This window comes from Planifilum fulgidum (assembly GCF_900113175.1).
GTDB classification, from domain to species: Bacteria; Bacillota; Bacilli; order Thermoactinomycetales; family DSM-44946; genus Planifilum; species Planifilum fulgidum.
Genome location: NZ_FOOK01000006.1, coordinates 127,748 through 150,587 on the forward strand (window position 1 = coordinate 127,748; position 22,840 = coordinate 150,587).

24 protein-coding genes are annotated in these 22,840 nt (G+C 61.5%); 12 read left to right on the forward strand and 12 right to left on the reverse strand.

All coding sequences use genetic code 11. The annotated features are described in order from the left end of the window. Positions 1 to 210: 210 nt before the first annotated feature. On the reverse strand, positions 211 to 1,074 hold the full coding sequence (locus BM063_RS05380; RefSeq protein ID WP_092036600.1) for an inositol monophosphatase family protein: 864 nt from the start codon (positions 1,072 to 1,074) through the stop codon (positions 211 to 213). 183 nt (positions 1,075 to 1,257) lie between these two features. On the opposite strand from BM063_RS05380, the gene BM063_RS05385 reads away from it, so the two are divergent. After that, positions 1,258 to 2,169, forward strand: coding sequence for a hypothetical protein (locus BM063_RS05385; protein ID WP_092036602.1), 912 nt, complete (start codon positions 1,258 to 1,260; stop codon positions 2,167 to 2,169). Positions 2,170 to 3,112: 943 nt separating this feature from the next. Here BM063_RS05385 and BM063_RS05390 read toward each other — a convergent pair. After that, complete coding sequence (locus BM063_RS05390; RefSeq protein ID WP_092036690.1) at positions 3,113 to 3,946, reverse strand: EcsC family protein; 834 nt, start codon at positions 3,944 to 3,946, stop codon at positions 3,113 to 3,115. Between the two features lie 183 nt (positions 3,947 to 4,129). On the opposite strand from BM063_RS05390, the gene BM063_RS05395 reads away from it, so the two are divergent. From BM063_RS05395 to clpP, 3 genes are read left to right on the forward strand one after another with little or no spacing between them, the layout of a single operon-like run. Continuing rightward, entirely contained in the window at positions 4,130 to 4,735 is a 606-nt protein-coding gene (locus tag BM063_RS05395; RefSeq protein WP_092036604.1) for a helix-turn-helix domain-containing protein, read from the forward strand. Beyond that, entirely contained in the window at positions 4,732 to 5,016 is a 285-nt protein-coding gene (locus tag BM063_RS05400; RefSeq protein WP_092036606.1) for a hypothetical protein, read from the forward strand. Before BM063_RS05395 ends, BM063_RS05400 begins: the two co-directional genes overlap by 4 nt. 34 nt (positions 5,017 to 5,050) lie before the next feature. After that, complete coding sequence (gene clpP / locus BM063_RS05405; protein WP_092036608.1) at positions 5,051 to 5,638, forward strand: ATP-dependent Clp endopeptidase proteolytic subunit ClpP; 588 nt, start codon at positions 5,051 to 5,053, stop codon at positions 5,636 to 5,638. A 35-nt stretch (positions 5,639 to 5,673) separates the two neighbouring features. On the opposite strand, the gene BM063_RS05410 is transcribed toward clpP, so the two are convergent. The 8 genes from BM063_RS05410 to BM063_RS05445 all read right to left on the reverse strand — a co-directional run bounded on the left by BM063_RS05410 (position 5,674) and on the right by BM063_RS05445 (position 13,296). Then, the gene (locus tag BM063_RS05410) at positions 5,674 to 6,303 is read right to left on the reverse strand and encodes a class I SAM-dependent methyltransferase (RefSeq protein ID WP_092036610.1); all 630 of its coding nucleotides are present in this window, start codon (positions 6,301 to 6,303) and stop codon (positions 5,674 to 5,676) included. A gap of 13 nt (positions 6,304 to 6,316) precedes the next feature. Continuing rightward, positions 6,317 to 8,431 carry a heavy metal translocating P-type ATPase gene (locus tag BM063_RS05415; protein ID WP_245752082.1) on the reverse strand — a complete coding sequence of 705 codons (2,115 nt, stop codon included), beginning with the start codon at positions 8,429 to 8,431 and terminating at the stop codon, positions 6,317 to 6,319. Continuing rightward, complete coding sequence (locus BM063_RS05420) at positions 8,428 to 8,805, reverse strand: ArsR/SmtB family transcription factor (protein WP_245752084.1); 378 nt, start codon at positions 8,803 to 8,805, stop codon at positions 8,428 to 8,430. The genes BM063_RS05415 and BM063_RS05420 overlap by 4 nt, the downstream gene beginning before the upstream one ends. A 156-nt stretch (positions 8,806 to 8,961) precedes the next feature. After that, on the reverse strand, positions 8,962 to 10,035 hold the full coding sequence (locus BM063_RS05425; RefSeq protein WP_245752090.1) for a PQQ-dependent sugar dehydrogenase: 1,074 nt from the start codon (positions 10,033 to 10,035) through the stop codon (positions 8,962 to 8,964). A 71-nt stretch (positions 10,036 to 10,106) separates the two neighbouring features. Then, positions 10,107 to 10,436, reverse strand: coding sequence for a hypothetical protein (locus BM063_RS05430; protein ID WP_092036618.1), 330 nt, complete (start codon positions 10,434 to 10,436; stop codon positions 10,107 to 10,109). A 79-nt stretch (positions 10,437 to 10,515) separates the two neighbouring features. Beyond that, a complete protein-coding gene (locus tag BM063_RS05435; RefSeq protein ID WP_092036620.1) occupies positions 10,516 to 11,430 on the reverse strand; it encodes a tetratricopeptide repeat protein in 915 nt (304 codons plus the stop codon). 123 nt (positions 11,431 to 11,553) lie between these two features. Beyond that, entirely contained in the window at positions 11,554 to 11,928 is a 375-nt protein-coding gene (locus BM063_RS05440; RefSeq protein ID WP_092036622.1) for a gamma-glutamylcyclotransferase family protein, read from the reverse strand. A 15-nt stretch (positions 11,929 to 11,943) separates the two neighbouring features. Beyond that, entirely contained in the window at positions 11,944 to 13,296 is a 1,353-nt protein-coding gene (locus BM063_RS05445; protein ID WP_092036624.1) for a TrkH family potassium uptake protein, read from the reverse strand. A 215-nt stretch (positions 13,297 to 13,511) separates the two neighbouring features. On the opposite strand from BM063_RS05445, the gene mnmA reads away from it, so the two are divergent. Then, positions 13,512 to 14,651 (forward strand): tRNA 2-thiouridine(34) synthase MnmA, encoded by a 1,140-nt coding sequence (gene mnmA / locus BM063_RS05450; protein WP_092036626.1) that lies wholly within the window; start codon positions 13,512 to 13,514, stop codon positions 14,649 to 14,651. Positions 14,652 to 14,730: 79 nt separating this feature from the next. Here the strand turns inward: mnmA and BM063_RS05455 are convergent, their stop codons facing one another. After that, a complete protein-coding gene (locus BM063_RS05455) occupies positions 14,731 to 16,902 on the reverse strand; it encodes a S8 family serine peptidase (protein WP_092036628.1) in 2,172 nt (723 codons plus the stop codon). A 263-nt stretch (positions 16,903 to 17,165) separates the two neighbouring features. Here BM063_RS05455 and BM063_RS05460 point away from each other — a divergent pair, with 263 nt between their 5' ends. The 4 genes from BM063_RS05460 to BM063_RS05475 all read left to right on the forward strand — a co-directional run bounded on the left by BM063_RS05460 (position 17,166) and on the right by BM063_RS05475 (position 20,489). Next, a complete protein-coding gene (locus BM063_RS05460) occupies positions 17,166 to 17,429 on the forward strand; it encodes a metal-sensitive transcriptional regulator (RefSeq protein WP_092036630.1) in 264 nt (87 codons plus the stop codon). Between the two features lie 33 nt (positions 17,430 to 17,462). Further along, positions 17,463 to 19,820, forward strand: a complete 2,358-nt coding sequence (locus BM063_RS05465) for a heavy metal translocating P-type ATPase (protein WP_092036692.1) — start codon at positions 17,463 to 17,465, stop codon at positions 19,818 to 19,820. A gap of 24 nt (positions 19,821 to 19,844) precedes the next feature. Continuing rightward, entirely contained in the window at positions 19,845 to 20,051 is a 207-nt protein-coding gene (gene copZ / locus BM063_RS05470) for a copper chaperone CopZ (RefSeq protein ID WP_092036694.1), read from the forward strand. Positions 20,052 to 20,138: 87 nt separating this feature from the next. After that, positions 20,139 to 20,489 carry a hypothetical protein gene (locus BM063_RS05475; protein WP_143085241.1) on the forward strand — a complete coding sequence of 117 codons (351 nt, stop codon included), beginning with the start codon at positions 20,139 to 20,141 and terminating at the stop codon, positions 20,487 to 20,489. Positions 20,490 to 20,556: 67 nt separating this feature from the next. On the opposite strand, the gene BM063_RS05480 is transcribed toward BM063_RS05475, so the two are convergent. Continuing rightward, complete coding sequence (locus BM063_RS05480; protein ID WP_092036634.1) at positions 20,557 to 20,745, reverse strand: hypothetical protein; 189 nt, start codon at positions 20,743 to 20,745, stop codon at positions 20,557 to 20,559. A gap of 617 nt (positions 20,746 to 21,362) precedes the next feature. On the opposite strand from BM063_RS05480, the gene BM063_RS05490 reads away from it, so the two are divergent. The 3 genes from BM063_RS05490 to BM063_RS05500 form a co-directional block, all read left to right on the forward strand. Further along, positions 21,363 to 21,830, forward strand: a complete 468-nt coding sequence (locus BM063_RS05490; RefSeq protein WP_177199003.1) for a MarR family winged helix-turn-helix transcriptional regulator — start codon at positions 21,363 to 21,365, stop codon at positions 21,828 to 21,830. A 28-nt stretch (positions 21,831 to 21,858) separates the two neighbouring features. Continuing rightward, entirely contained in the window at positions 21,859 to 22,473 is a 615-nt protein-coding gene (locus BM063_RS05495; RefSeq protein ID WP_092036640.1) for a class I SAM-dependent methyltransferase, read from the forward strand. 107 nt (positions 22,474 to 22,580) lie between these two features. Continuing rightward, on the forward strand, positions 22,581 to 22,840 hold a 260-nt coding region (locus tag BM063_RS05500; protein WP_143085242.1), incomplete at its 3' end, for a transposase.

Here is a 22,840-nt window from a genome sequence, read left to right on the forward strand (position 1 = left end):
CCCTCACGCCGGCCGACGCGCCCGCCCTTGCCGCCGATCGCGGCCCTGTACCATTTCTCGGAAACAGGCGCTGCGCCGACCGTCCCCCTTAACATCTCCCCCTCGCGGATTCTTCCGGCTTACGGCGGCGCAACGGCCACCGGAAAAGGGCAGAGCGCGTCCAAACGCCCCCGCCTCCTGCGAAGATCTCTTCATATCTTCCGTTTTCCCTTATCCCTCCTGCTTTTCAAACCCCGTGGCTTCCGCCGCCCTCAACTCCTCCAGCATCGCCTCATGGATCCGGCCGTTGGTGGCCAGGACGTGGCGAACGCCGATGTGGTAGGGCGTCCCCCGGGTATCGGTGACGCGGCCGCCGGCTTCCTCCACCAGCAGGGAACCCGCCGCCAGGTCCCAGGCGTTCAGCTCCAGCTCCCAGAACGCGGTAAGCCTTCCCGCCGCCACATACGCCATGTGCAGGGCCGCCGAACCGGCGGTGCGGATGTTGCGGCACCGGGAGGAAAGCCGGATCAGCCCCGCCGTGTTGATCTTGCGCGCTCCCTTGTAATCGGCGGGAAAGCCGGTGGCCACCAGGCTCATTCCCAGGTCATTTTCCTCGGAGACGCGGATCGGCTCCCCGTTGAGACGGGCCCCTTTTCCCCGCTCGGCGGTGAAACACTCGTCGCGCATCGGATCATAGATCACGCCGAGTTCCACCTTCCCCCGCCGGGCCAGGGCGATGGAAACGCAAAAATAGGGGAAGCCGTGGACAAAATTGGTCGTGCCGTCGATCGGGTCCACAATCCACAGATGTTCGTAATCCCGGTGCGCTTCCAGGGCCTCCCGGGAAGCTTCCGGCCCCGGCGCCACCCCTTCTTCCCCGAGGATGGCATGGTCCGGATGGGCCCTGTGCAGGACTTGACGGATGATCTCCTCCGCCTGACGGTCCACTTCGGTGACCAGATCGTGGGCCGTGTACTTGGTTTCCACCCGTTTGGTCGTCTCCACCCGCTGCCGGATCAACCGCCCCGCTTCCTTCGCCGCTTCGATCGCTGTTTCGATGGACAACAGAAACCCTCCTTCTTCTTTCCTATCCATCCTCGCTGAATTCATCTTCTATCATACGGAAAAGAAATCAAAAAGAAAAATCATCCCGCACAGCTTCGCCGACGACAATTTGGTGAAGAATCGGTTTTCCCCCGGAAGGGGATGAAACCCGCCGGGTCGAAATCAAACAGGAAATAGAGCAGGTTTCATCCTGAAAAACGGAGGGAACTTTCCTTGCCCTACGCATGGACCCACATGATCTTCGGCGACACCGTCCTGGAAAAAGGGGGATTTCCCCCTCCCGGCGACGAGAAAATGTTTCACCTCGGCTGTCAGGGACCCGATTTCCTCTTTTTCCACCGATTCTGGCCCTGGGTGAAGGATGATCGGGTCAGCCGCCTCGGCAGCGCCATGCACCTGCGCCGGTGCGGACCGTTTCTGCGGGATCTGATCGAGGAAGCAAAGGAAAAAACGTCGATCCGCGATGCGGTCACCGGTTTCATCACCCACCACATCCTCGATCGGACCACCCATCCCTACATCCACTATCGGGCGGGATACGAGGGATACAACCACCAGCGGATGGAAGTGACGATCGACACCCTGGTCGCCCGGAAGCTCGCCGGGATCGAAACCTGGCGGACTCCCCTCGCTCCGCGCATCGACATGGGACCGTCCCTGCCGGAAGTGTGGACGGACGTCTTCGACCGCCTGGCGCGGAAGCACTACCCGGAGGAAACCGAAAACATCCGGAGGGAAGAGCTGAACGAAGCCTACCGGGACATGCTCAAGGCCCTGCGCATCTTTTACGATCCCTGGGGGATCAAGCGGGCGCTCACCCTCGGAAAAATCGACCCGTTCCGCCACACGCCCTATTTCCCGCACCGGGATTATCTGAACGAATCGGAAAGCGAATGGCGCCATCCCGCCGTCCCGGAGGAAACGCACCGGGAGAGCTTCTGGACCCTGTGGGAACGGGCCCTGGAGGAAGCCACCGGCATCGTGCGAAAGACCCGCGAATATTGGTCGTCTTCCGAAAAGGCCTTCCCCGAAACTCTCCGCCGGGCGATCGGCAACATCTCCTACGACACCGGCAAGGACTGCGACCTGAACTTGGTCAACAAGGCCGCCGATCCCATCTTCTGATCCCCCGAAAGCCGCCCGCCGGCGATACCGCGGCCGCGCCGAAACAATGATCCGCCATGGCCCCTTGCCGCGCGGGCTCCCTTCGGGAATGACGCGTTATTGATCAACCCGCCGGAACGGACAGGACAAACGTTTTCCAATCTCCGGCGATGCGCGTTGCGCGCCATTGATCGATCGGCGACGCGCGCAGCCGAACCGCTGCCGTAGAGAACGCCTCCCGTCTCCGCGCGCCTCAACATCCCCGCCCGGAAAACCCCGGCGGGTGGCAAACCCGGCTTCCCCGGGAGAGTGTCGGATTCTCCAGGATGCATGCCTCCTGATTTTGCGGCGGGTGGGGTCCTGGAGGCACCTCTTCTCACGGCTTGCGGTAAAGAGCCGTTGTAAAGAAGCGGAAAAACGCCGATGCATCCAGGTCCCCGTCGCCCCTCTGGCACCGCCTGTGGCGCGGCGATCCATCCCGTCGAAAGATATCACCATCCCGGACCGATGTTCCTTCACCGCCCGCCTCTCTTGCCGCATTGGACGACGGCCATATCTCCTTCCGCAGCGCCTTTATCCGTCCGGTCCCGCTTAAGCGCATCCGCCGGCTCCGAAGGAGCAACGCCCTCTTCCGGTTCAGTGACGCATCTAAACGGTCGGTCTTGAAAATCTCGAGGGTTTCGACACCGGGGTTCCGGGAACAATGCCGTAAGGCGCCGGCACTAACAGCCGTGCCTGTTGATAAGGGCGCATTGAATTCGGGCTCCCCTTTCTCCGTCCAGGACATGCCGGTTTCCTTGAAAAGGATGCAGCATCCCGTTTTTTTCTTTCAAACCAATCCCCTCCGCCCCTTCGATCCGCGAATCAGCCAAGCCCCTTATCGATCCACACCTTTTTTGTGACGGCGGTGAAATTCCCGTGCATGGTGCCGGGAAAGCCGCGGGACCGTGCGGTACGGCCCCTTTCATCGAGGACCTTCCGGCCGCGATGCCCCCTCCATTTTCTCCAGCTTGGCCAACACCCTTCGCTTCCGGTACATCATCCGGGCCGCCTCCGCCACTTCCTCCACCGCGGACTGATTGATCCAGGCGCCGAAAATCGCCCCTGCCACGGGAACCATCTGGAACAGCTTCTTCCACCCCCATTGATCCCCGTAGTTCATGATCACTTCCCGCCACCCCTCCAGCAGGGAGACCGATTCCCGCATCCTCTCCCCCGTTTCCCAGGAGGAAAGGCGGCTTAGGATCGCCCGTTTTCCGACGATGTCCGAGGAAGAAAACTGGAGACAATAGACGGCAAAGGCGCGCTCCGACGGAATCCGGGGATCATACCCGTAAACCAGGGCCATCTCCTGGATCACCTTGAGACTGGTGCCGAGCAGCAGCGGAATGTCCGCCGCCAGGGTGAACAGGCCGCCCAGCCCGGTGACCGCCCCCTGGTACCGGGCAAAGCGCACATGGGAAGCCTTGATCTCCTCGGATGCCCGGTTCAAGCAGGCCAAGGGAAGATCGGCGGCCTTTTCCGGGGTCAAAAACGCCCCCGGACGCCCCGCCGTCTCCGCCAGTCGCCGCATCACCGGCGCCTCATCGATCAGGTACTGTCCGCCGGTCTGTATGTAATTTCCCAACTCGTCCAACAATTGGCCGATCCGGTCGTGAACGGCCTTCGGCATCATCCGGTCCAGCAGCGCAAAGGGAAGTCTGCCCAGCCTCTCCCAAAACCAGAGATCCCGCTGGTCCTCTTCCCATTCCTCGATGCGCCTCAGCTCCTCCTTCAGCGACTCGACGGTATCCTCCATCCACCGGTCGTTCACCACTGAACCCTTCCCTCCCGCTTTTTCCCATCCGCCCGCCGGATGTCTTCTCCGACGATTATACCAATGGTTCGGCCCGTCATCGGCAAAAAGGCACGTTTGACAAAAAGTGTATAACGTAATAAAATGTTTTTACGATGAGCTCGATTGAGATGGAGGTGGACCCGGATGAATCACGAACTTCCGGAAACCCATGTCGTACGATCCCCCGAACAGGCCGCCGCACTTTTGAACCCCCTCCGCGCCGAAATATTGGCCATCGTAAGGGAACCCGCCTCCGCCGCGGAAGTGGCGCGAAAGATCGGCGATACGCCCCAGCGCATCAACTACCACCTGAAATCGCTGGAAAAGGTCGGCCTCGTCCGCCGCGTGGGAACGCGGCAGGTGCGCAACCTGGTGGAAGTCCTGTACCAGGCGATCGCCAAATCCTTTCTCCTGTCGGAGGCCGTGGGGCTGAATCCCGAAACTTCGGAACGGATCAAGGAACAGGGAGCCCTCGCCCATCTGATCACCCTGTCGGATCGGATCCGGCGGGACGCGCTCCTTTTGATGGAACGATCGGAGGAGAACAAGGGGCAAATCCCCAGCGCCTCCCTGCAGATGAAGGTGCACCTGGATTCCGAAGAGCGGCGCCGCGCGTTCCTGCGGGACTACGCCGCCATGCTGGAGGAATTGGTCAACCGATACGGAGCCGCCGGGGAAGGCGATGAAAACGCCTTCCGGGTGACGGCGGTCATCTATCCCGAAATCCCCAAAGGAGGAACACCGGAATGAACAAAAGGAAAAACCGTCACGCCCCGGGGCGCGCTCCGGAAAATCGGCCGGTCGTCATATGGAATCGGCCCGCCCCCCGCGGAAATGCCTCCCGGACCGGCAAGGCCGCGCCGAATGTGATTTCTTTTCCCGGCCCCCGCTCCGAACGGGAGGAGGCGGCGGTGACGGAATGGACGATTCCCGCCCGGCCGGGGCGGCGACCCGCCAAGATCGTCGTCATCTCCTCGGGTTTCGGCATCCCGGCGGACAGGAATCCCCAAAACCGCTGCATGGCGGCTTGACCGGCCTTTGTCAATGATGGAAAGGATGGTTTCGATGAACCACGTCCCGATCGTCGTCGAACAGACCGGACGCTTCGAACGCTCCTACGACATCTATTCCCGGTTGTTGAAGGACCGGATCGTCTTCATCGGCTCGACCATCGACGACGTCGTGGCCAACACCGTCGTCGCCCAACTCCTCTTCCTGGCCGCCGGGGACAGCCAAAAGGATATCCACCTTTACATCAACTCCCCGGGAGGATCCATCACCGCCGGCATGGCCATCTACGACACCATGCAATACATCAAGCCCGACGTCTCCACCATCTGCCTGGGCCTGGCCGCTTCGATGGGCGCCTTCCTGTTGCTCGCCGGAGCTCCCGGGAAACGGCACGCCCTTCCCAACGCGGAAGTGATGCTTCATCAGCCCTGGGGCGGCGCCAAGGGGCAGGCTTCGGACATCAAGATCCAGTCCGACCGCATCCTCAGGGACCGGGAGCGCATCTCCCGGATCATCTCCGAAAGGACCGGGCAGCCCCTGGAAAAGGTCCTGCAAGACACCGACCGGGACTTTTTCCTCACGGCGGAGGAAGCCAAAGAATACGGCATCATCGACCGGGTCATCCATGCCGGGAGGACCTGACAGGGCGAAAGCGGCCGCCATGGCCGCTTTCGTCTTCACTTTCCCTTTTTCTCCCTTTTCCGCAGACAGATGATCCGGTAACTCCCTCCGAGCAAAGCCGCCTCCTCCCGCTCCTTCACCACGGGAAGACCCTCCGCCCACGGTTCCCAGGACCGCTCAATATCGGTTCCCAGCCGGGTCACCACACGGTTCAAAAGCCGGCGAATCCCCGAAGGCCGCCGGTGGACGGGCGCAAATTTGTCGAGGATGAGGCACCGGCCGCCGGGGCGAAGAACCCGGACGGCTTCGGCAAGGGCCCGGCGGGGGTGTTCGACCACGCTGAGGATGAGGTGGAGAAACACCGCGTCGAAGGATCCCTCCGGAAAGACCAGGTTTTCCGCATTCATCCGGAGCAGGCGGATCGATGGGCGGTTTTTCGCCATAAGCTTTGCCCGTTCCAACATTTCCGGGGACAAATCCACGCCCACAACTTCCAGATCCTCCGGCACGAGGGGCAAATCCAACCCGGTCCCGACGCCGACAAAAAGCGCCCGCTCGCCGGGACGGAGACCGGCGATGGAAAGGAAACGGCGGCGGGCCCGATTCAATCCCGGCCACCGCCCGATCACCTGATCGTAGAAGGGAGCCCATCGCCGGTAAATGAGAAGATTTCGGTCGTTGTTCATCTTTTCCTCCCGATCAGGGACGAATCCGCATCAAGCGCAGGCTGTTCAGCGTTACCAGCAGCGTCGCCCCCATGTCGGCGAAGATCGCCAGCCACAGGGTCAGCCATCCCGGAAACACCAGGTAAACCGCGGCAAATTTGGTGATGAGGGAAAAGGCGATGTTCTGTTTGATGATTCGGAGGGCGGCGCGGCTCAGGCGCACCGTGAAGGGCAACTTGGAAAGGTCGTCGGCCATCAGCACGATGTCGGCCGTCTCCAGGGCGGCGTCGGTGCCGGCCCCGCCCATGGCGATTCCGGTGGTGGCCACCGCCAGGGCGGGAGCGTCGTTGATGCCGTCCCCCACCATCCCGATGCGGCGGTAGGCGTTCTCCAATTCTTTGACCGCTTCCACCTTGCCCTCCGGCAACAGTTCGGCCCGGTATTCGTCGACGCCTACGGCCCCGGCCACCGCCCGGGCCGTGGCCGCGTGGTCCCCGGTCAGCATCACCGTTTTTTCCATGCCCATCCGTTTCAATTGGGAAATCGCCTGTTTGGCGGAATCCCGGACGGCGTCCGCCAGGGCGAAAAGGGCGGCCACTTCCCTTGAATCGCCCAGCAGGACGGCGGTTCTCCCCCGCCTCTGCTGATTCTCCAGGACCGGCCGGATCCCTTCCATCGGCGCCCCCATCTCTTCAAACAGCCGCGGACTGCCGATCCAATAGGTTTTCCCGTCCACCACGGCCCGGGCCCCGAGGCCCGGGATGGCTTCAAATTCGCGGGCTTCCTTGGAAGGAGCGTTTTTCTCCCGGGCGCGCTCCACGATCGCCCGGGCCAGGGGGTGCTCCGAGCGGGACTCCATCGCCGCGGCGATGGCCAGGGCCTCCAGCTCGGAAACCTCTCCGCAGGGGATGATCTCCGCGACGACGGGCTGTCCCCGGGTCAAGGTCCCGGTTTTGTCGAAGGCGATGGCCTTCAGGGAACCCAGGTTTTCCAGGTGCAGCCCCCCTTTGATCAGCACTCCGCGGTGGGCCGCATTTCCGATGGCGGAAACAACGGCCACCGGCGTGGAGACCACCAGGGCGCAGGGGCAGGCGACGATCAGCAGGGCGAGGGCGTCGTAGACGGAGGAAAGCCAGGATGCGCGAAAGACAAGGGGCGGGATCAGCGCCATGCCGAAGGCCAACAGGATGATCGCCGGCGTGTAGTACTTGGCGAACCGGTCCACGAAGGCCTGGGTCGGGGCCCGCTGCTCCTGGGCCTCCTCCACCAGCGCGATGATCCGGGCCAGGGTGGTATCCTCCGCCCGCTTGGTGACCCGGACTTCCAAAGCGCCCTCCCCGTTGATCGAACCGGCAAAGACTTCGCCGCCCGGCTCCACGGGAACCGGGACGGACTCCCCCGTGATCGCGGCCCGGTTGACGGTGGAACGGCCGGCAACCACCACCCCGTCCATGGCCAGCTTTTCTCCGGGTTTCACCCGCATGATGTCCCCGATCGCCACCTCTTCGACGGGCAGAACCCGTTCCTTTCCGCCCCGGAGGACAACGGCTTCCCTGGGGGCCCACTCCGTCAGGGATTTCAGCGAACGACGGGCCCTGTCGACGGTATAAGCCTGCAGGGTTTCGCTGACGCCGAACAGAAAAGCGACCACCGCCGCTTCCTCCCAGTAGCCGATGGCCACCGCGCCGGCGACGGCGACGGTCATCAGGGTGTTCATGTCAAACCGGAGCTTGAGAAGACCGGGAAATCCCTTCCGGGCCGTTTCCCACCCGCCGACCGCCGTCGCCAGGAGGAACAGCCCGATCGTCAGGGGAGACGGGGCGTCAAGCCCTTGCGACAGGAGGGCCAGCAGCAAAAATCCCAAAGAAAGGGCGGTCAGCCGAACCTGCCGGTTTCCGAGCCAGAAATGGGCATTCCGCTCCTCGTCTTCCCGAACCACCCGGATGTCGTCAAAGGCGCCCAGCCGGTTGATCTCGGCGGGAGAGAGCCTTTTCCCGACAATGGTGATTTTGGAGGCGCCGAAGTTGACCCGGGCATCCACCACCCCGGGGACTTGCTTCACCTTCTGCTCAAACTGAGCAGCGCAATCCGCTCAGGTAAGTCCGCTCAACCTGTAGATGTACTTCTCCTGTTGCGACAACTCCGTCACCTCCTGCTTTCCGCGTCGTGCTCCATCGCGTGCTCCATCGCGATGGCGAGAATTTGCCGGACATGTTCATCCTTCAGGGAATAAAACACCAGTTTCCCTTCCTTCCTGCTTTTGGCCAGACCCAGGTTTTTCATCAGGCGGAGGTGATGGGAAGCGGACGCAACGGTGGTCTCCAGGACATGAGCCACATCGCAGACGCACAGCTCCCCATCCTCCATCAAGGCACAGGCGATTTTCAGGCGCGTCGGATCCGCCAGCGCCTTGAACACGGGGACCAAAGGTTCCGTTTCCGGAAGCCGCTCCTTGATCCGCCGCACTTTCTCCGGGTCATGACAAAAAACCTCGCACACATCGTCCCGCTTTGAAGAGGACATGACCGCACTCCCCATTCAGGCATTTCTCAGGATAAGGATAACAAATCCCCCTCTTCACTTCAACAGTCAAATGAATGTTAGAATGAATAATGCCTGAAGGGGTGCCGGCAGTTTTTCTTCCAAATCAAATCCGCCCGGCACCCTCACAAGCCCGATTCATCCCTCTTTCAGCTTCATCCGAAGCAGTTTGTCGTCCCCCGGCCTCGGATCGCCGCGGCCGTCGGTGTTGTTGGTCAGAAGATACAGATATCCGTCCCGGATCGCCACGTCGCGCACCCGACCCAGGCCTTCCAGAAAAACCTCCGACGTCCGCCGCTTCACATCGAAAACCCGGACCTGTTCGCCCCGCAGGCACGCCACATACACCTTTTCCCCCGAAACGGCCAGCCCGGAGGGGGCCCAGGTATCGGAGCCGGAGTGGAACAGGGGGCGCTCCATCCCCTTCCGTCCCTGATCCCCGATGATCTCCGGCCAGCCGTAGTTTTTTCCCGGCTTGATCCGGTTGATCTCATCGTGCCCCGAGGGCATCCCCGACGGGCCGTGCTCGGAAGCGTACAGCACCCCGTCATCGGACCAATCCAGCCCCTGGGGATTGCGATGTCCCCAGGAATAAACCGGCGAGCCGGGGAACGGGTTGTCCGCGGGAACGGTACCGTCCAGCTTGAGCCGCAGGATTTTCCCCCCGAGGCTGCGCGGCTCCTGGGCGCTCTCCTCGTCTCCCGCATCGCCTGTGGTGATGTAGAGGCGTTCATCCGGCCCCACCCGGAGGCGGCCGCCGTTGTGAATCGCACCCCCGGGAATCCCTTCGAGAAGGGAACGGACTTCCCTCCACCCCCGGTCGGTCTCCTCAAGCAGAACCACCCGGTTGAGGAGGCGATTCCCCTCGCGGTAGGTGTGATAGGCGTAGGCCCGCCGGGTTTTCTCGAAATCCGGGGCCAAAGCCATTCCCAAAAATCCGCCCTCCCCCTCCTGGACCACCGGACGCGAAAGGGAAAGGGGCTGGCGTTCCTTTTTGCCGCCGCGGACCTTGACGATACTGCCTTCCCTTTCGGTGATGTAGATATCCTCGCCCGCAAACTCGATCTCCCAGGGAGTCGCCAACCCTTCGGCCACGGTTTCGACGGAAGGCGAACCGCCTTCTCCCTTGCCCTCCCCCGGACTTGGCTGCGTCCCCTTGTCCCCGGGAGAGGAGCACGCCGCCATAAAAGAAAACAAGAGAGCCAACAGCACCCTCCTGTTCCAATGCCCCAGCATTTCCATGCACCGCCCCGGATTGTATTCGCTTTCCAGCGGGGATCGGATCAGCCGTGAACCTTTTCCGCCAAGTAGCGGCCTTCGATTTCCAGGTAGAGAATGTTCAAATCACTGATCCGGCTGGACAAGTCATTCATCTCGTCGATCAGGGAGTAGAAGGTTTCATCGTCCTCCGCCTGTTTCAGCTCCTCGTAACAGGCCATGTACCGCTTTTCAAAGGCCTTGACCTGAGCCGGAATCTGGGCCGCCATCTCCTGATAGCGAGCCGCCAATTCCGCCCTTTCCGCATCCGTCAAGCGGTCGGGATCGGCGCGGAGGACCAGGCGGCGGATATTGAGGCGGGGGTCAAAGCGCCATTCGTAGATGGAATCTGCCATATCTTTTCCTCCGGATGCACGTTTTCTAAGACGATGATAAGGGAAAAGGGCCCGATTGGCAAACGGAGGAATCAGGCAATCAACGCCGCCGGACCAGGGATTTGCTTTCGAGATGATGCAGCCGTTGGTCGACAAAGGAGCGGTATTCCGGGAGGAGATAAGGAAGCATCGCTTTCAACACGTCGATCCCGTCCTGCACCCGGCCCGCCTCTTCCAGGGCTTGCACGTAGTCCAGCCCGGCAAAGGGAGTGGCGAAGGTGGGCACCCAGAACTTCCGGCAGAAATCGATCACTTCATCGCGCAATCCCCGCTGGCGCATTTTGGCGGTCGACGTCATCACCGCCACTTCTTCCTCGTAACTCGGGGGCTCCTTCTCCCCTCGCATGCCGCGGGTGACTTCCACCGCCGCTTCAAACCACCGGAGGGCTTCCGGGATTTGGTCCTTCTCCAAATGAAGCCGTCCCAGCTCCAATTGCGGCCAAAAGGCCCCCGCAATCTCCGCAAAGGGCTCAAGCGCGGGCACCGGATCCTCCTTCTTTTCCTGATACAGCTCCACCAACCAGCGCAAGGCCATCTCCTGATTGGGCTCCAGGCTGAGTCCCTGCCTCAGCGCGGAAAGGGCCCCCTCCCGGTCGCCGCGGCGGGAATACACCCGGGCGAGAAACGTGTGGGCGACTCCCCGCTTGGGGTACTTTTCGATACATTCCAACAACAGTTTTTCCGCCCCGACGTCATCCCCCTTGCGAAGGAGCACCGCCGCCTTCAACACAAGGGTCCCCTCGTCGCGCCGATACAGTTCCAGCAGACGGTCCGCCCCTTTTTCCGCCTCTTCGATAAAACCGTCCCGAAAAATTTGAACCACAAATTCGTAGAGCTCCTGGGGGTTGTCCCATTCGGCTTTCAGATTTTCCGGAATCACATGATTTCGAAACTCTTCCCGGTCAAACCAGATGGGCCGCCCAAGACTGTCAAACAATGGAACCTTCGCTTTCACGCCCCCATCCTCCAATCGATTGGATGGAATTTTGTCCCTACTGAATGAGTGCTTATTCAACTCCATTATAACAAAAGAGCCGATATTGGAGTCAGAAAAAAATTTAACTGATTTCTAAATAATTCATTCATTCCAGACCCCGTTTCGTATCCTCCTCCCGTGCGCCCGCAACCGGTCTTTGTCGACGTAGAGGTAAAGAAAACAGGAAAGAGGGCCGAGGGGAGTAAAGACGGTCCGCACCACGCGCTCGTACGTGTTCCGCGGATCGCCCGGCCCGTAAAAATCCTCCAAACGGTCGATGCGCTTCAGCCGATCCCGGTCAACGCGATAAACTTCGCCACGGACGATCCCCCTGCCCGGAATCATGGCGGGATAGCCCAGTCCCGTATCGTAGAGCAGCCCCCGTGTCCACGCCCGATCCGCCACGAGCGGCGCTCCTTCGAGAAAGTGATGATATTTTCGCCCGGCGCGCAAACTCCCGTAAACAAACAGATTCACCGCTTTCCCTCCCCGTCAGCCGATCAGCGGCTGTTCCTCCGGATAGCGGTAGGGCGGCTTCGTCATGCGACGGCTGATGGCATAAACCAGGGTGACCGGCCCCAATCGCCCCGCGAACATGGTCAAAATCAACAAAGTTTTTTCCAAGGTCGTCAGACGGCTTGTCAGGCCGAGGGAAGATCCGTTGATGGCAAAGGCGGAAGAAGCCTCGTACAAAAGCCCCAGAAAATGGGCATGATGGTATCCCGAAACCAAAAGCAAAACCGTCACGACCACCACCAGCGTCAGCGACATCACGGTGACCGTCAGCGCCTTGTACACCTGCCGGTGGGGAATCCTCCGGCGGAAAACCACCACATCGTCCCGTCCCCGGATCATGCCCCACACCGCCAGCAGAATGACGGCGAAGGTGGTGACCTTGATCCCCCCCGCCGTCGAATTGGGCGCCCCTCCGACAAACATGAGCAGAATCATCAAAAATTGCGTCGGGGGATGCAGGGAAGACGCATCCAGCGTGAGAAATCCCGACGTTCTCGAGGCCGCCGCCAGAAACAGCCCGGCCAGCACCTTGACGGGAGCAGGAAAAGGGCCCAAGGTGTCCGGGTTCTCCCATTCGATCAGCAGAAACAGCGCCGTTCCGATCAGAACCAACAGTCCCGTCACCGTCAGCACCAGTTTGGAATGAAGGCTGAGCCGCCGGGAGCGGCGGTATTGCATCAATTCGAGGAGCACGACAAACCCGAGGCTTCCGAGAAGCACCAGGGAAAGGACGACAAGATTGACCACCGGGTCCGCCGCATACAGGGTCAGGCTGCCGAACTTCCGCTCATCCCCGAACAGGTCGAATCCCGCGTTGTTGAAGGCGGATACCGCATGAAAAACGCTGTAATAGATTCCCTTTCCCCACCCCCATTCCGGAACCCACCGCAGAGCGAGGAGGAAGCTTCCGATTCCTTCGATCACCGCCGTGATGATGAGCACATACAAGACCAGCCGGACGATCCCCTCCAGGTTCAGCTGGTCCATCGCCTCCCGCAGGATGAGCCGTTCCTTCACGCTGATCCTTTTGCCCAGCAGGACGGCGATCAGGGTGGTGAAGGTCATCAATCCCAACCCGCCGATCTGGATCAAGACCAGGATCACCAGTTCGCCGAAGGTGCTGAAGGTGGTGGCGGTATCCCTCACCACCAGCCCCGTGACGCAGACGGCGGAAGTGGCGGTGAACAGGGCGTCGACCGGAGGAAGGGGCTCGCCGCTTTCCGTGGCGTAGGGCGTCATCAACAGGAGGGCGCCGATCAGGATGGTGAGGGCCGAACCGAACACCAGGATCTGCGACGGATTGTAACTCCGGGTTTTTGCCGAATCCATCAGTCCAGTTCCTTTCTCATTTCCGGGTTCCTGTGATATACTGATTTGGTAAACCGATCAAGAAGAACGAAGGAATTTCCCCGTCTCAGGGCGCGACGCCCGCTGATTTTACATTAAATTCCAAGTGATTCGGGATATGTGTGATTATACTATGGATTGAGCGGAAATTACAAGAAATCGGCCTTCGTGGGCTTTAAACGGGAGGATTCGCCATTATGAGCCGCAAAAAGGAACGGGTGGTCGTCGGGATGTCCGGCGGCGTGGACTCCTCCGTTGCCGCCCTGCTCCTCAAGGAACAGGGATATGAAGTGATCGGCCTTTTCATGAAAAACTGGGATGACTCCGATGAGACCGGCCACTGCACCGCCGCCGAGGATTTCGAGGACGTCCGGAGGGTCGCATCCCACCTCGGCATTCCCTACTACTCGGTCAACTTCGAAAAGGAGTACTCCGAACGCGTCTTTTCCCACTTCCTTGAGGAATACCGGCGAGGGCGGACGCCCAATCCGGACATCCTCTGCAACCGGGAGATCAAATTCGGCGAATTCCTGAACAAGGCTCTCCAGTTGGGGGCCGACCGCATCGCCACCGGACACTACGCCCGCCTGGCGGAGGAGGGCGGGGAATACCGACTGCTTCGCGGCGCCGATCCCGACAAGGATCAGAGCTATTTCCTCTACGCCCTGAATCAGGAGCAACTGTCCAAGGCGATCTTTCCCATCGGGCACCTGCGCAAGCGGGAAGTGCGGGAAATCGCCGAAAAGGCGGGTCTTCCGACGGCCAAGAAAAAGGACAGCACGGGCATCTGCTTCATCGGGGAACGCAATTTCAAGGAGTTCCTGAGCCAATACCTTCCCGCCCAGCCCGGAGAGATGCGGACCCTCTCCGGCGAGTACAAGGGGCGCCATGACGGGCTGATGTACTACACCCTGGGGCAGCGGCGCGGCCTGGGCATCGGCGGGTCCGGCACCGGGGAACCCTGGTTCGTGGTGGGAAAAGATCTGGAAAGGAACATCCTGTACGTGGAACAGGGGCGCGATCACCCCGCCCTCTATTCCGACGGGTTGATCGCCACCGACGTCCATTGGATCGGAAAGCGGCCGCCGGAATCCCCCTTCACCTGCACGGCCAAATTCCGTTACCGGCAGAAGGATCAGGAAGTGACCGTCTTCCCGTCGGCGGACCGCCGCTGGCTGGTCCGCTTTGCAAAGCCCCAGTGGGCGGTCACTCCGGGGCAGTCGGTGGTCTTCTACGACGGGGAGGTCTGCCTGGGCGGCGGAATCATCGACCAGACCTTCAAGGGGGAAAAGCCGGAACCGGCAAAGACGACTCCTCTGCTCCAGGAAAGCAAATAAAGAGGGTTTCCAAAAGAAAAAAGGCGACGCCGCAGGAGGCTGTCGCCTTTTTTGTGCACCGCCAAACCGCGATCAAAGGTTATTTCACCCGGAAATGGTAGGGAATCCGGATCGACTTGCCGTCTTTGGCCTGGATCACGATATAGCCCTGGACGTCCTGACCCGCCTGTTTCCCCTTCGTCAGCGGCGTGACGGTGAACTGGGCGGTCTTTCCGCGTTGGACCGGCAAGGTCTTCTTGCTCACCTGCACGTTCTTGCTGTCGGCCGAAATCCGGTACACCTGGTTGGAACCGGTCGTGTTCTTCAGGGTCACCTGGAGGGCGACCTCCGCGTCTTTCTTTCCTTTCCCCTTGCCTTTTCCCTTCTCGGGCTTCAGGGGAACCTCCTTGAAGCTGAGGCTGGCGGGATCGGCCATGGCCACCGGCTTCAGCGCGGCTCCCACATCGATGATCCCGGCCCCCACTTCCAGGGGCAGCGGATCGCTGGCGGGATCCTTGGCGGTTCCCATCAGCGCCGCCTTGATCTCCCGCGGCGTCCAGTCGGGGTGCGCCTGCTTCAGCAGCGCCGCCGCGCCGGCCACGTGGGGGGTCGCCATGGACGTCCCGTTGTAGGAAGCGAGCTCCCCGCCCGGCACGCTGGAGTATACGTTGACACCCACCGCCGCCACGTCGGGCTTCAGGGTCATGTTCACCGTCGGACCCCGGGAGGAGAACTGGGCGATGAGCCGGTCGTTGTCGGTCTCAAACTCCTCCACCTGCCGGGGTTCCAACACCGCCGAGGCGTTTTGCGCCTCCAGGATCGCCTGTCCGTCTTCCATCGACACCATCACCACGGGGATGGTGACGATCTCTTCCACCAGCATCGCCGTCGGATCGCCGGGGCTGTTGTTGATGAGGATCACCCCGACGGCCCCCTTTTGCTGAGCGGCCAAGGCCTTTTCGGTGAAGGTGCAATCCCCCCGGTGGATCACGGCAATCTTCCCGGTGAGATCGCCGGCGATGCCGCTGCAGGCCTTACCGTCACCGTCCGGCACCACGGCCAGGGGGGCCTCCACCCGCGATGTGACCTGACCGCCCGGATCGGAAGTTCCCGCCGGCAGGGTCTTTTCCTCGCCGTCCAGGTTGACGGTGATCGGGAAGCCGAAGAAGTGTTTGTTGGAAACGGCCGCCACCGTAATGGCCTCATCCGCCGTTCCGGGAGACGCCACCGTCTGAGGTCCGGGACCTTCGTTGCCGGCGGCGATCACCATCGTCATTCCGGCGTCACTGGCCGCATTCACCACTTCCGCCAGCAGGTCGAAGCCGGGTTCCGCCGTGCCGCCCAGGCTCAAGTTGGCCACATCCATCCCGTCCCGGACGGCATCCTCCACGGCCTTGGCGATGTAGATGCTTTCCGCGGAACAGTCCTCACAGGGGAAGACGTTGTAGTTCCCGAGGTACGCCTTGGGAGCCACGCCGCTCAGGGGGCTCTTCGCCCGGCCCTGGGGATCGACATATCCCGACACACCGGCGATGGTCCCCGCCACGTGGGTTCCGTGGCCGTTCAGGTCCTCGGGGGTGGGATCATCGGGTGTTCCCTTCACATCCGGGGAATACACCCGCGCGACGATCACCTTGTTGCTGGTGAACCGCTCGTCCCCCTTCGGGTAACCTTCCGGAACCGGCAGCGAAGGATCCTTCAGGAAGGGATGGTCGGGATCGATCCCGGTGTCGATCACCGCCACCTTGACTCCGGAACCGTTGTAACCCGCCTTCCACGCGGGGGCGTCGTTGATGATGCCGTGGCTGGCGTTCATCGCCGGCCGATAGGAGATGCTCTTCACCACTTTTTTGACGCCGGGCCCCTTGGCCAGCTTCTTGGCCGTCTCCTTGTCCGCCTTGACGGCCAGCCCGTTCATCGTCAGCTGGTACTCCAACACCACCTTGGCCTTCGGGGCGTTTTTCTTCATCCAACTCTTGAGATCCTGACGCTCCTCCTCCAAATGCTTCGCATAAGAACGGGTGGCCGCCGATTGGACGTTCAGCTTTTTCCCTTCCTCGGGCCGGGTGGCTTTCAGGCCCTCGATGCCCCCCTCATAGGAGGCCACAGGGGGAGATTCCAGCTGGACGTAGTAATAGTCCTCTCCGCCGCTGTCCCCCTTTTCCGGGGCGTCCGCCGGATTCACCCGGGCGAGCGCAGGCGACGCCATTCCCGAAAAAGCGATAAGTACCGACAAACACAGGACGACCAACAGCTGGAAATGTCGACGCATCCATGCCCCTCCCCGAATATTGGAAACTCTTGTGCCTTACGAAATCCTTCATACGACATAAAGATGAAAAATTCCTCCTTGAAAAAATAAAACGAATCATCCCCCGGCGGCATCGCGGGGTTTTACGCCCTTTGCCTTTCGCGCCCTTTTATGGTACATTGGTTATACCATACAGGGGTATAGTATTTTTCGCATAACAATTTCGGATAACAATGGGATCCTTTAGGGATTCTGAAAATAAACCGTTCCTGGAGAGGTGAAGGATGCAGGTCGACAAAGGCGATTTGCTGAGGCGGCTCAGGAAGATCGAAGGTCAGGTGCGGGGCGTGCAGAGGATGATCGAGGAAGACCGGTACTGCATGGACATTCTCGTTCAGCTGGCCGCGATCAAGTCGGCGACCCACAACATCGGCCTGGCGATCCTGGAGGGTCACACCAAGCGCTGTGTCAGCAATGCGATCCGCTCAGGGGACGGCGAACAGGCGATCAACGAGATGATGGAGGTCTTGCGTTCCTTCGTCAAATAGGGGGGACATGAGGTGGCCGACAAGCGATTGACGATGGAGATCAAGGGGATGACCTGCGCCGCCTGCGCGAGCCGGATTGAAAAGGGGCTCCGACGGATGGCGGGCGTGGTGGATGCCCAGGTCAATCTGGCGCGGGAGAGGGCGTCGGTGGTCTACGACGACGATCGGTTGTCGCCGGTCGAGGTGGCCGACAAGATCCGCGACCTGGGATACGACGTGGTGACGGAAAAGGCGGAACTGGACATCCGCGGCATGACCTGCGCCGCCTGCGCCCGCCGCATCGAAAAGGGCCTGGCCCGGCTGGAGGGGGTGATCCGCGCCGACGTCAACCTGGCGACGGAGCGGGGTACGGTGGAATACTACCCGGCGGCCTTGGACGTGGCGGAAATCGTGAAAAAGGTGAAGGATCTCGGCTATGACGCCTCCCCCCGGAAAGACCGGGCAAACCTTCGGGAGGCGGAAATCCGCGTCCAGAAGCGGCGCTTTCTCATCGCCGCCTTCCTGTCGGCGCCCCTTCTCTGGAGCATGCTTCACATGGGGGGCCCCCTCTCCGTCCTGGTCCCCGATCTCCTGATGAACGGCTACGTCCAGTGGCTGCTGGCGACGCCGGTCCAGTTTTACGCGGGGTGGCCCTTCTACCGCGGCGCCTACAAGAACCTGAAAAACGGATCGGCCAATATGGACGTCCTGGTGGCCCTGGGCACCTCCGCCGCCTACTTTTACAGCCTGTACCTCCTCCTGACCGGCGGAGACGCCTTTTACTTCGAAACCTCGGCGATCATCATCACCCTGATCCTGCTGGGCAAGCTCCTGGAAGCCGTCGCCAAGGGGAGGACGTCCGAGGCGATTCAAAAGCTGATGGGGCTGCGCGCCAAGACGGCCGTGGTGATCCGGGACGGGCGCGAAAGGGAGATCCCGGTGGAGGAGGTGGAGAAGGGCGACCTGATCCGCGTCCGCCCCGGGGAAAAGATCCCCGTCGACGGAGTGGTGGTGGAAGGCCGCTCCGCCGTCGATGAATCGATGCTGACGGGGGAAAGCATCCCCGTGGACAAACAGCCCGGGGACGAGGTGATCGGAGCGACGATCAACAAACACGGCACCCTCACCTTCCGGGCGACCAAGGTGGGCAAGGAGACGGCCCTGGCCCAGATCATCCGCGTCGTGGAGGAAGCGCAGGGAGCCAAGGCGCCGATCCAGCGGTTGGCCGACCGCATCTCCGGAGTGTTTGTTCCGGTGGTGGTGCTGATCGCGATCGGAACCTTCCTCCTGTGGTATCTTGCCCTGGACCCGGGCAACATCGAACGGGCGATCCTCAACCTGACCGCCGTCCTGGTCATCGCCTGCCCCTGTGCCCTGGGGCTTGCCACCCCCACTTCGATCATGGTGGGAACCGGCAAGGGGGCCGAGGTCGGAATCCTGTTCAAGGGCGGTCAGCATGTGGAAAACGCGCACCGGATCGACACCGTCGTCCTGGATAAGACGGGGACGATCACCAAAGGGGAACCGGAAATGACCGACGTCCGCCCCCTTGGAAATCGAACGGAAGAGGAGCTCCTGCGCCTGGCCGCATCGGCGGAAAAACCGTCGGAACACCCCCTGGCCCAGGCGATCGTTCGCGGCGCCCGGGAGCGGGGCATCGAACCGACGGCCGCCGAAAATTTTCAGGCGGTGCCCGGCAAGGGGATTGAAGCCGTCGTCGACGGCCGGAGAGTGCTCATCGGAACCCGGAAGTGGTTGGAGGAAAACGGCGTGGACACCGCCGCCGCCGAAACGGCGATGGAAACCCTCGAGGAGCAGGGCAAGACGGTGATGCTGGTCGCCGCGGACGGCAAGCCGGCCGGGTGGATCGCCGTCGCCGACACCGTCAAACCCACTTCGGCGGACGCGATCCGGGAACTGAAACGAATGGGCCTTCAGGTCTGGATGCTGACCGGGGACAACGAACGGACGGCCCGGGCCATCGCCCGCCAAGCGGGCATCGAGCACATCCGGGCGGAGGTGATGCCCGGGGACAAGGCGGAGGAAGTGAAGCGCCTCCAGGCGGAAGGACGGAAGGTGGCCATGGTGGGGGACGGCATCAACGATGCCCCCGCCTTGGCCGTCGCCGACATCGGGATGGCCATCGGCACCGGCACGGACGTGGCCATCGAAACCGCCGATGTCACCCTGATGCGCGGAGACCTGCGGGCCATCCCCGCGGCGATCCGCCTGAGCCGCCTGACGATGCGCAACATCAAGCAAAACCTCTTCTGGGCCTTCTTCTACAACGCCGTCGGCATCCCCGTCGCCGCGGCCGGTTATCTGGCGCCCTGGCTGGCCGCCGCCGCCATGGCCTTCAGCTCCGTGTCGGTGGTCAGCAATTCCCTGCGACTGAAGCGCGTCAAAATCTGAAAGGACAACGGGAGGATGATCGAGATGGCAACGGTAACCCTCAAAGTGGAAGGCATGAGCTGCAACCATTGCAAAGAGGCGGTGGAAGGATCCCTGAAAAAACTGCCCGGCGTGAAAAGCGCCGTGGTGGATCTGGACGCGAAGACGGCCACCGTCACCTATGAGGAAGGCGCCGTAAGCGTGGATCAAATGAAGAAAGCCGTGGAGGACCAGGGATACGACGTGGTTTGAAGGCGGGACGCGGCGCACGGGACCCCGGCTTTCCATCTCCTGAAAACCGAAGTCCGGCCGATCCACCGGATGCTGCAGGCCGTCGGGATGGAGTCGATTCCCTGGCTGACCGGTCCCTTCCGGACCAAGGGGGCCATCCTGTTGATCCAGCTCCGGCTGGGCTTTCCCTTCAATCTCGCCCTGTGCACCGTCCTGCAGACGATTCCCATGGCTCTCCCAACCGCCCGCGGCCGCCAAGGGCCGCAGGAGCTTTCCGCATATCGACGAACGACCAGGGGGAAAGGCTCCCTGGTCATCTTTTTTGCTCAGGCAAATCCTCCGCCGAGATCCGCCGCGGAAGCAGTCCGTCGCCTCCGACACGGGGTTGACCCCGCCCACGCAGGAGGCCGCGCCTTCAACGGGTTCGGCCCTTCCGCCGAATTCCCGAAGCCCGGTTGAAACCCATGGGTTCCGCCGGACGCGCCAAGGTAGCCCGTGCCCTTTGCAACCGGAGGAAATAGAAATCTCACACCACGCCCCATCCACGGGTGCGGCCATCCCCCTTGCACCCTCGGTTGAACAGGATGAACGCGCAGACGGCCTCTTCGCGGCCGCCAAGGGACAAAGTGGAAACCGCGGCAAAGGATTCGGGAAGAACGTGGCGGCGTTCGGCGGGAGCGGACAAAATCCACCCTCCGCCGGCATTCCGCCGCATCCCCCTCCCCTTCCCCAGCCATTCGTACCGCGTCGATTTCCCCCTTTGGCCGCAGCGACCCCTCCAGCACCTTTCCCCTGGCTGCGGAAAACCGCTGCACCGCCATGGCCCCTGTCCCCGCTCATTTCCGCCTCTCCACGTGCAAGCGGGCCTGTCTGTCAATTTCCGGCTCAACTCCTGCCGTCTCTCCACTTTTCCCCCTGCATGCCCGGCCGATCCATCGCCGGTTTGCAAGCAGTCCATCCGCCCCTTCCAAGCCTCGCTTTTTCCCCGCCTGGGAGAGGGCTTTCCGGCCGCGAAACGGCTGAATCTGACGGTGAACGGCAAAGAGGGCCGGCGCGCTTCCCCCGAACCCGGCCTATCGCTGCAGAAAGACGCCTTTCTGTTCGCCGCCGCTTTTCACGTTTGACCCGTTCACCGCCGGATCGATCGCCGATGATCCGTGCGGGCCGCACCCGGAGGACCCTATTCCGTCGCTTTCATGCCCCGATGCCGCCTCTCCGGCAGCCCCCCAGAAAGGCCGCGTTTCGCCCCGCTCGTCTTTTCAATCGTTGACAACCCCCGGCCCGGCCTTTATCATTTAATTAGTTAGACTAACTAATTAAAGGGGGATTCTCTTGACCCGTCAAGACAGCATCGGCGCTTTGATCCACCGGATCGCCCGCTCCTCCATCAAGGCTCTCCAGGCTGAACTGGAGCCCCTGGGTCTGACGGCGGCCCAGTTTTTCATCCTCCAGTGTCTCTCCCGGGAAACGGGACAAACCCAGAAGGCGCTGGCGGAGCATCTGGAAATCACGTCGCCCTCGCTGACCGCCATGCTCAAACCCCTGGAGGAAAAAGGGCTGATCCGGCGGGAAACCGATTCGCGGGATGCCCGGGCCAAGCTGATCTATCTGACCGATGAGGGAAAGAAGTTTCTCCGTCACAGAATCCTCCCGACCGTCCGCCGGTTGGAGGAGCGGCTGCTGTCCGGCTTTTCCGACCGGGAGAGACAAATGCTCGCCGGAGAACTGGAGCGGATGGCCGAAAACGTGAAGGAATACGAAAAGGAGTGCCGGGCCGCCCGCTCCGGCCCGAAGATATAGGAAAGCCGTGAATGGGGAGGGAGCTTTTTTGGGGTTGATCGGCCGATTTTTCCGGCAGTTTCAGAGACCGGAAGACAGCTTTTTGGGCCATGCCGCCGGTCGGCTGATGGCGGCCACCACCGGCGGCCGCAACGAGTGGACCTTGTCCCTGCTCAAAATCCGGCCCTGCGACCGGATTCTGGAAATCGGCTACGGCCCCGGGGTGGGAATCCTTCTGGCAAGCCGGATGGTCCCGGAAGGAACCGTGGTGGGCATCGATCCCTCCGAAGCGATGCGGAAACAGGCGGAACGGCGCAACCGCCGGGCCGTCCGGGAGGGGAAGGTTCGCCTTTTCACCGGAAACATTGAAGACTGGCCCGGATTCGACCATTCCTTCACCCGGATCTTCTCCGTCAACTCCGCCCCCTTTTGGACCGACCGCATCCGCGTGTTTCAAAAACTGCACGGTTGGCTGGAACCGGGGGGATTGATAGCCCTCACTTTTCAGCCGGTCGGAAAGGATGCCCCCGATCCGGAAGCGACTTGCGAGCAGCTGACCGATGAAATGAAACAGGCCGGTTTTGTTCGGATCCGGCGGGAAACCAAACCGTTCCGGAGCGCGCCGGCGGTCTGCCTCGTCGCCGAAAGGGAGCAATCGCGATGACTTCAAGAGAAAAGCCCCCGGCGGGGGCTTGAGGCTGTTGACAAAGAAGGGTCAACAGCCTTTTTTGTTGAATTCGGAATAAAACAATTCCGAAGGAAGGTTTTTATATGTTCAGGACGAACCCATCCAGGGAATTTCAACCCGAAACAGTCAACATAGAAGACCTTGTTCCCCAAGATCACTTGCTTAGAAAAATCAATGAAACCATCGACTTTTCGTTTATCGCGGAAAAATGCCGCCCCTTGTATTGTCAAGATAATGGGCGTCCTTGCATCGATCCGGTCATGCTGTTCAAAATGCTTTTGATCGGTTATTTGTACGGAATTCGTTCGGAAAGACGCCTCATTGAGGAAATCCGGGTCAACAT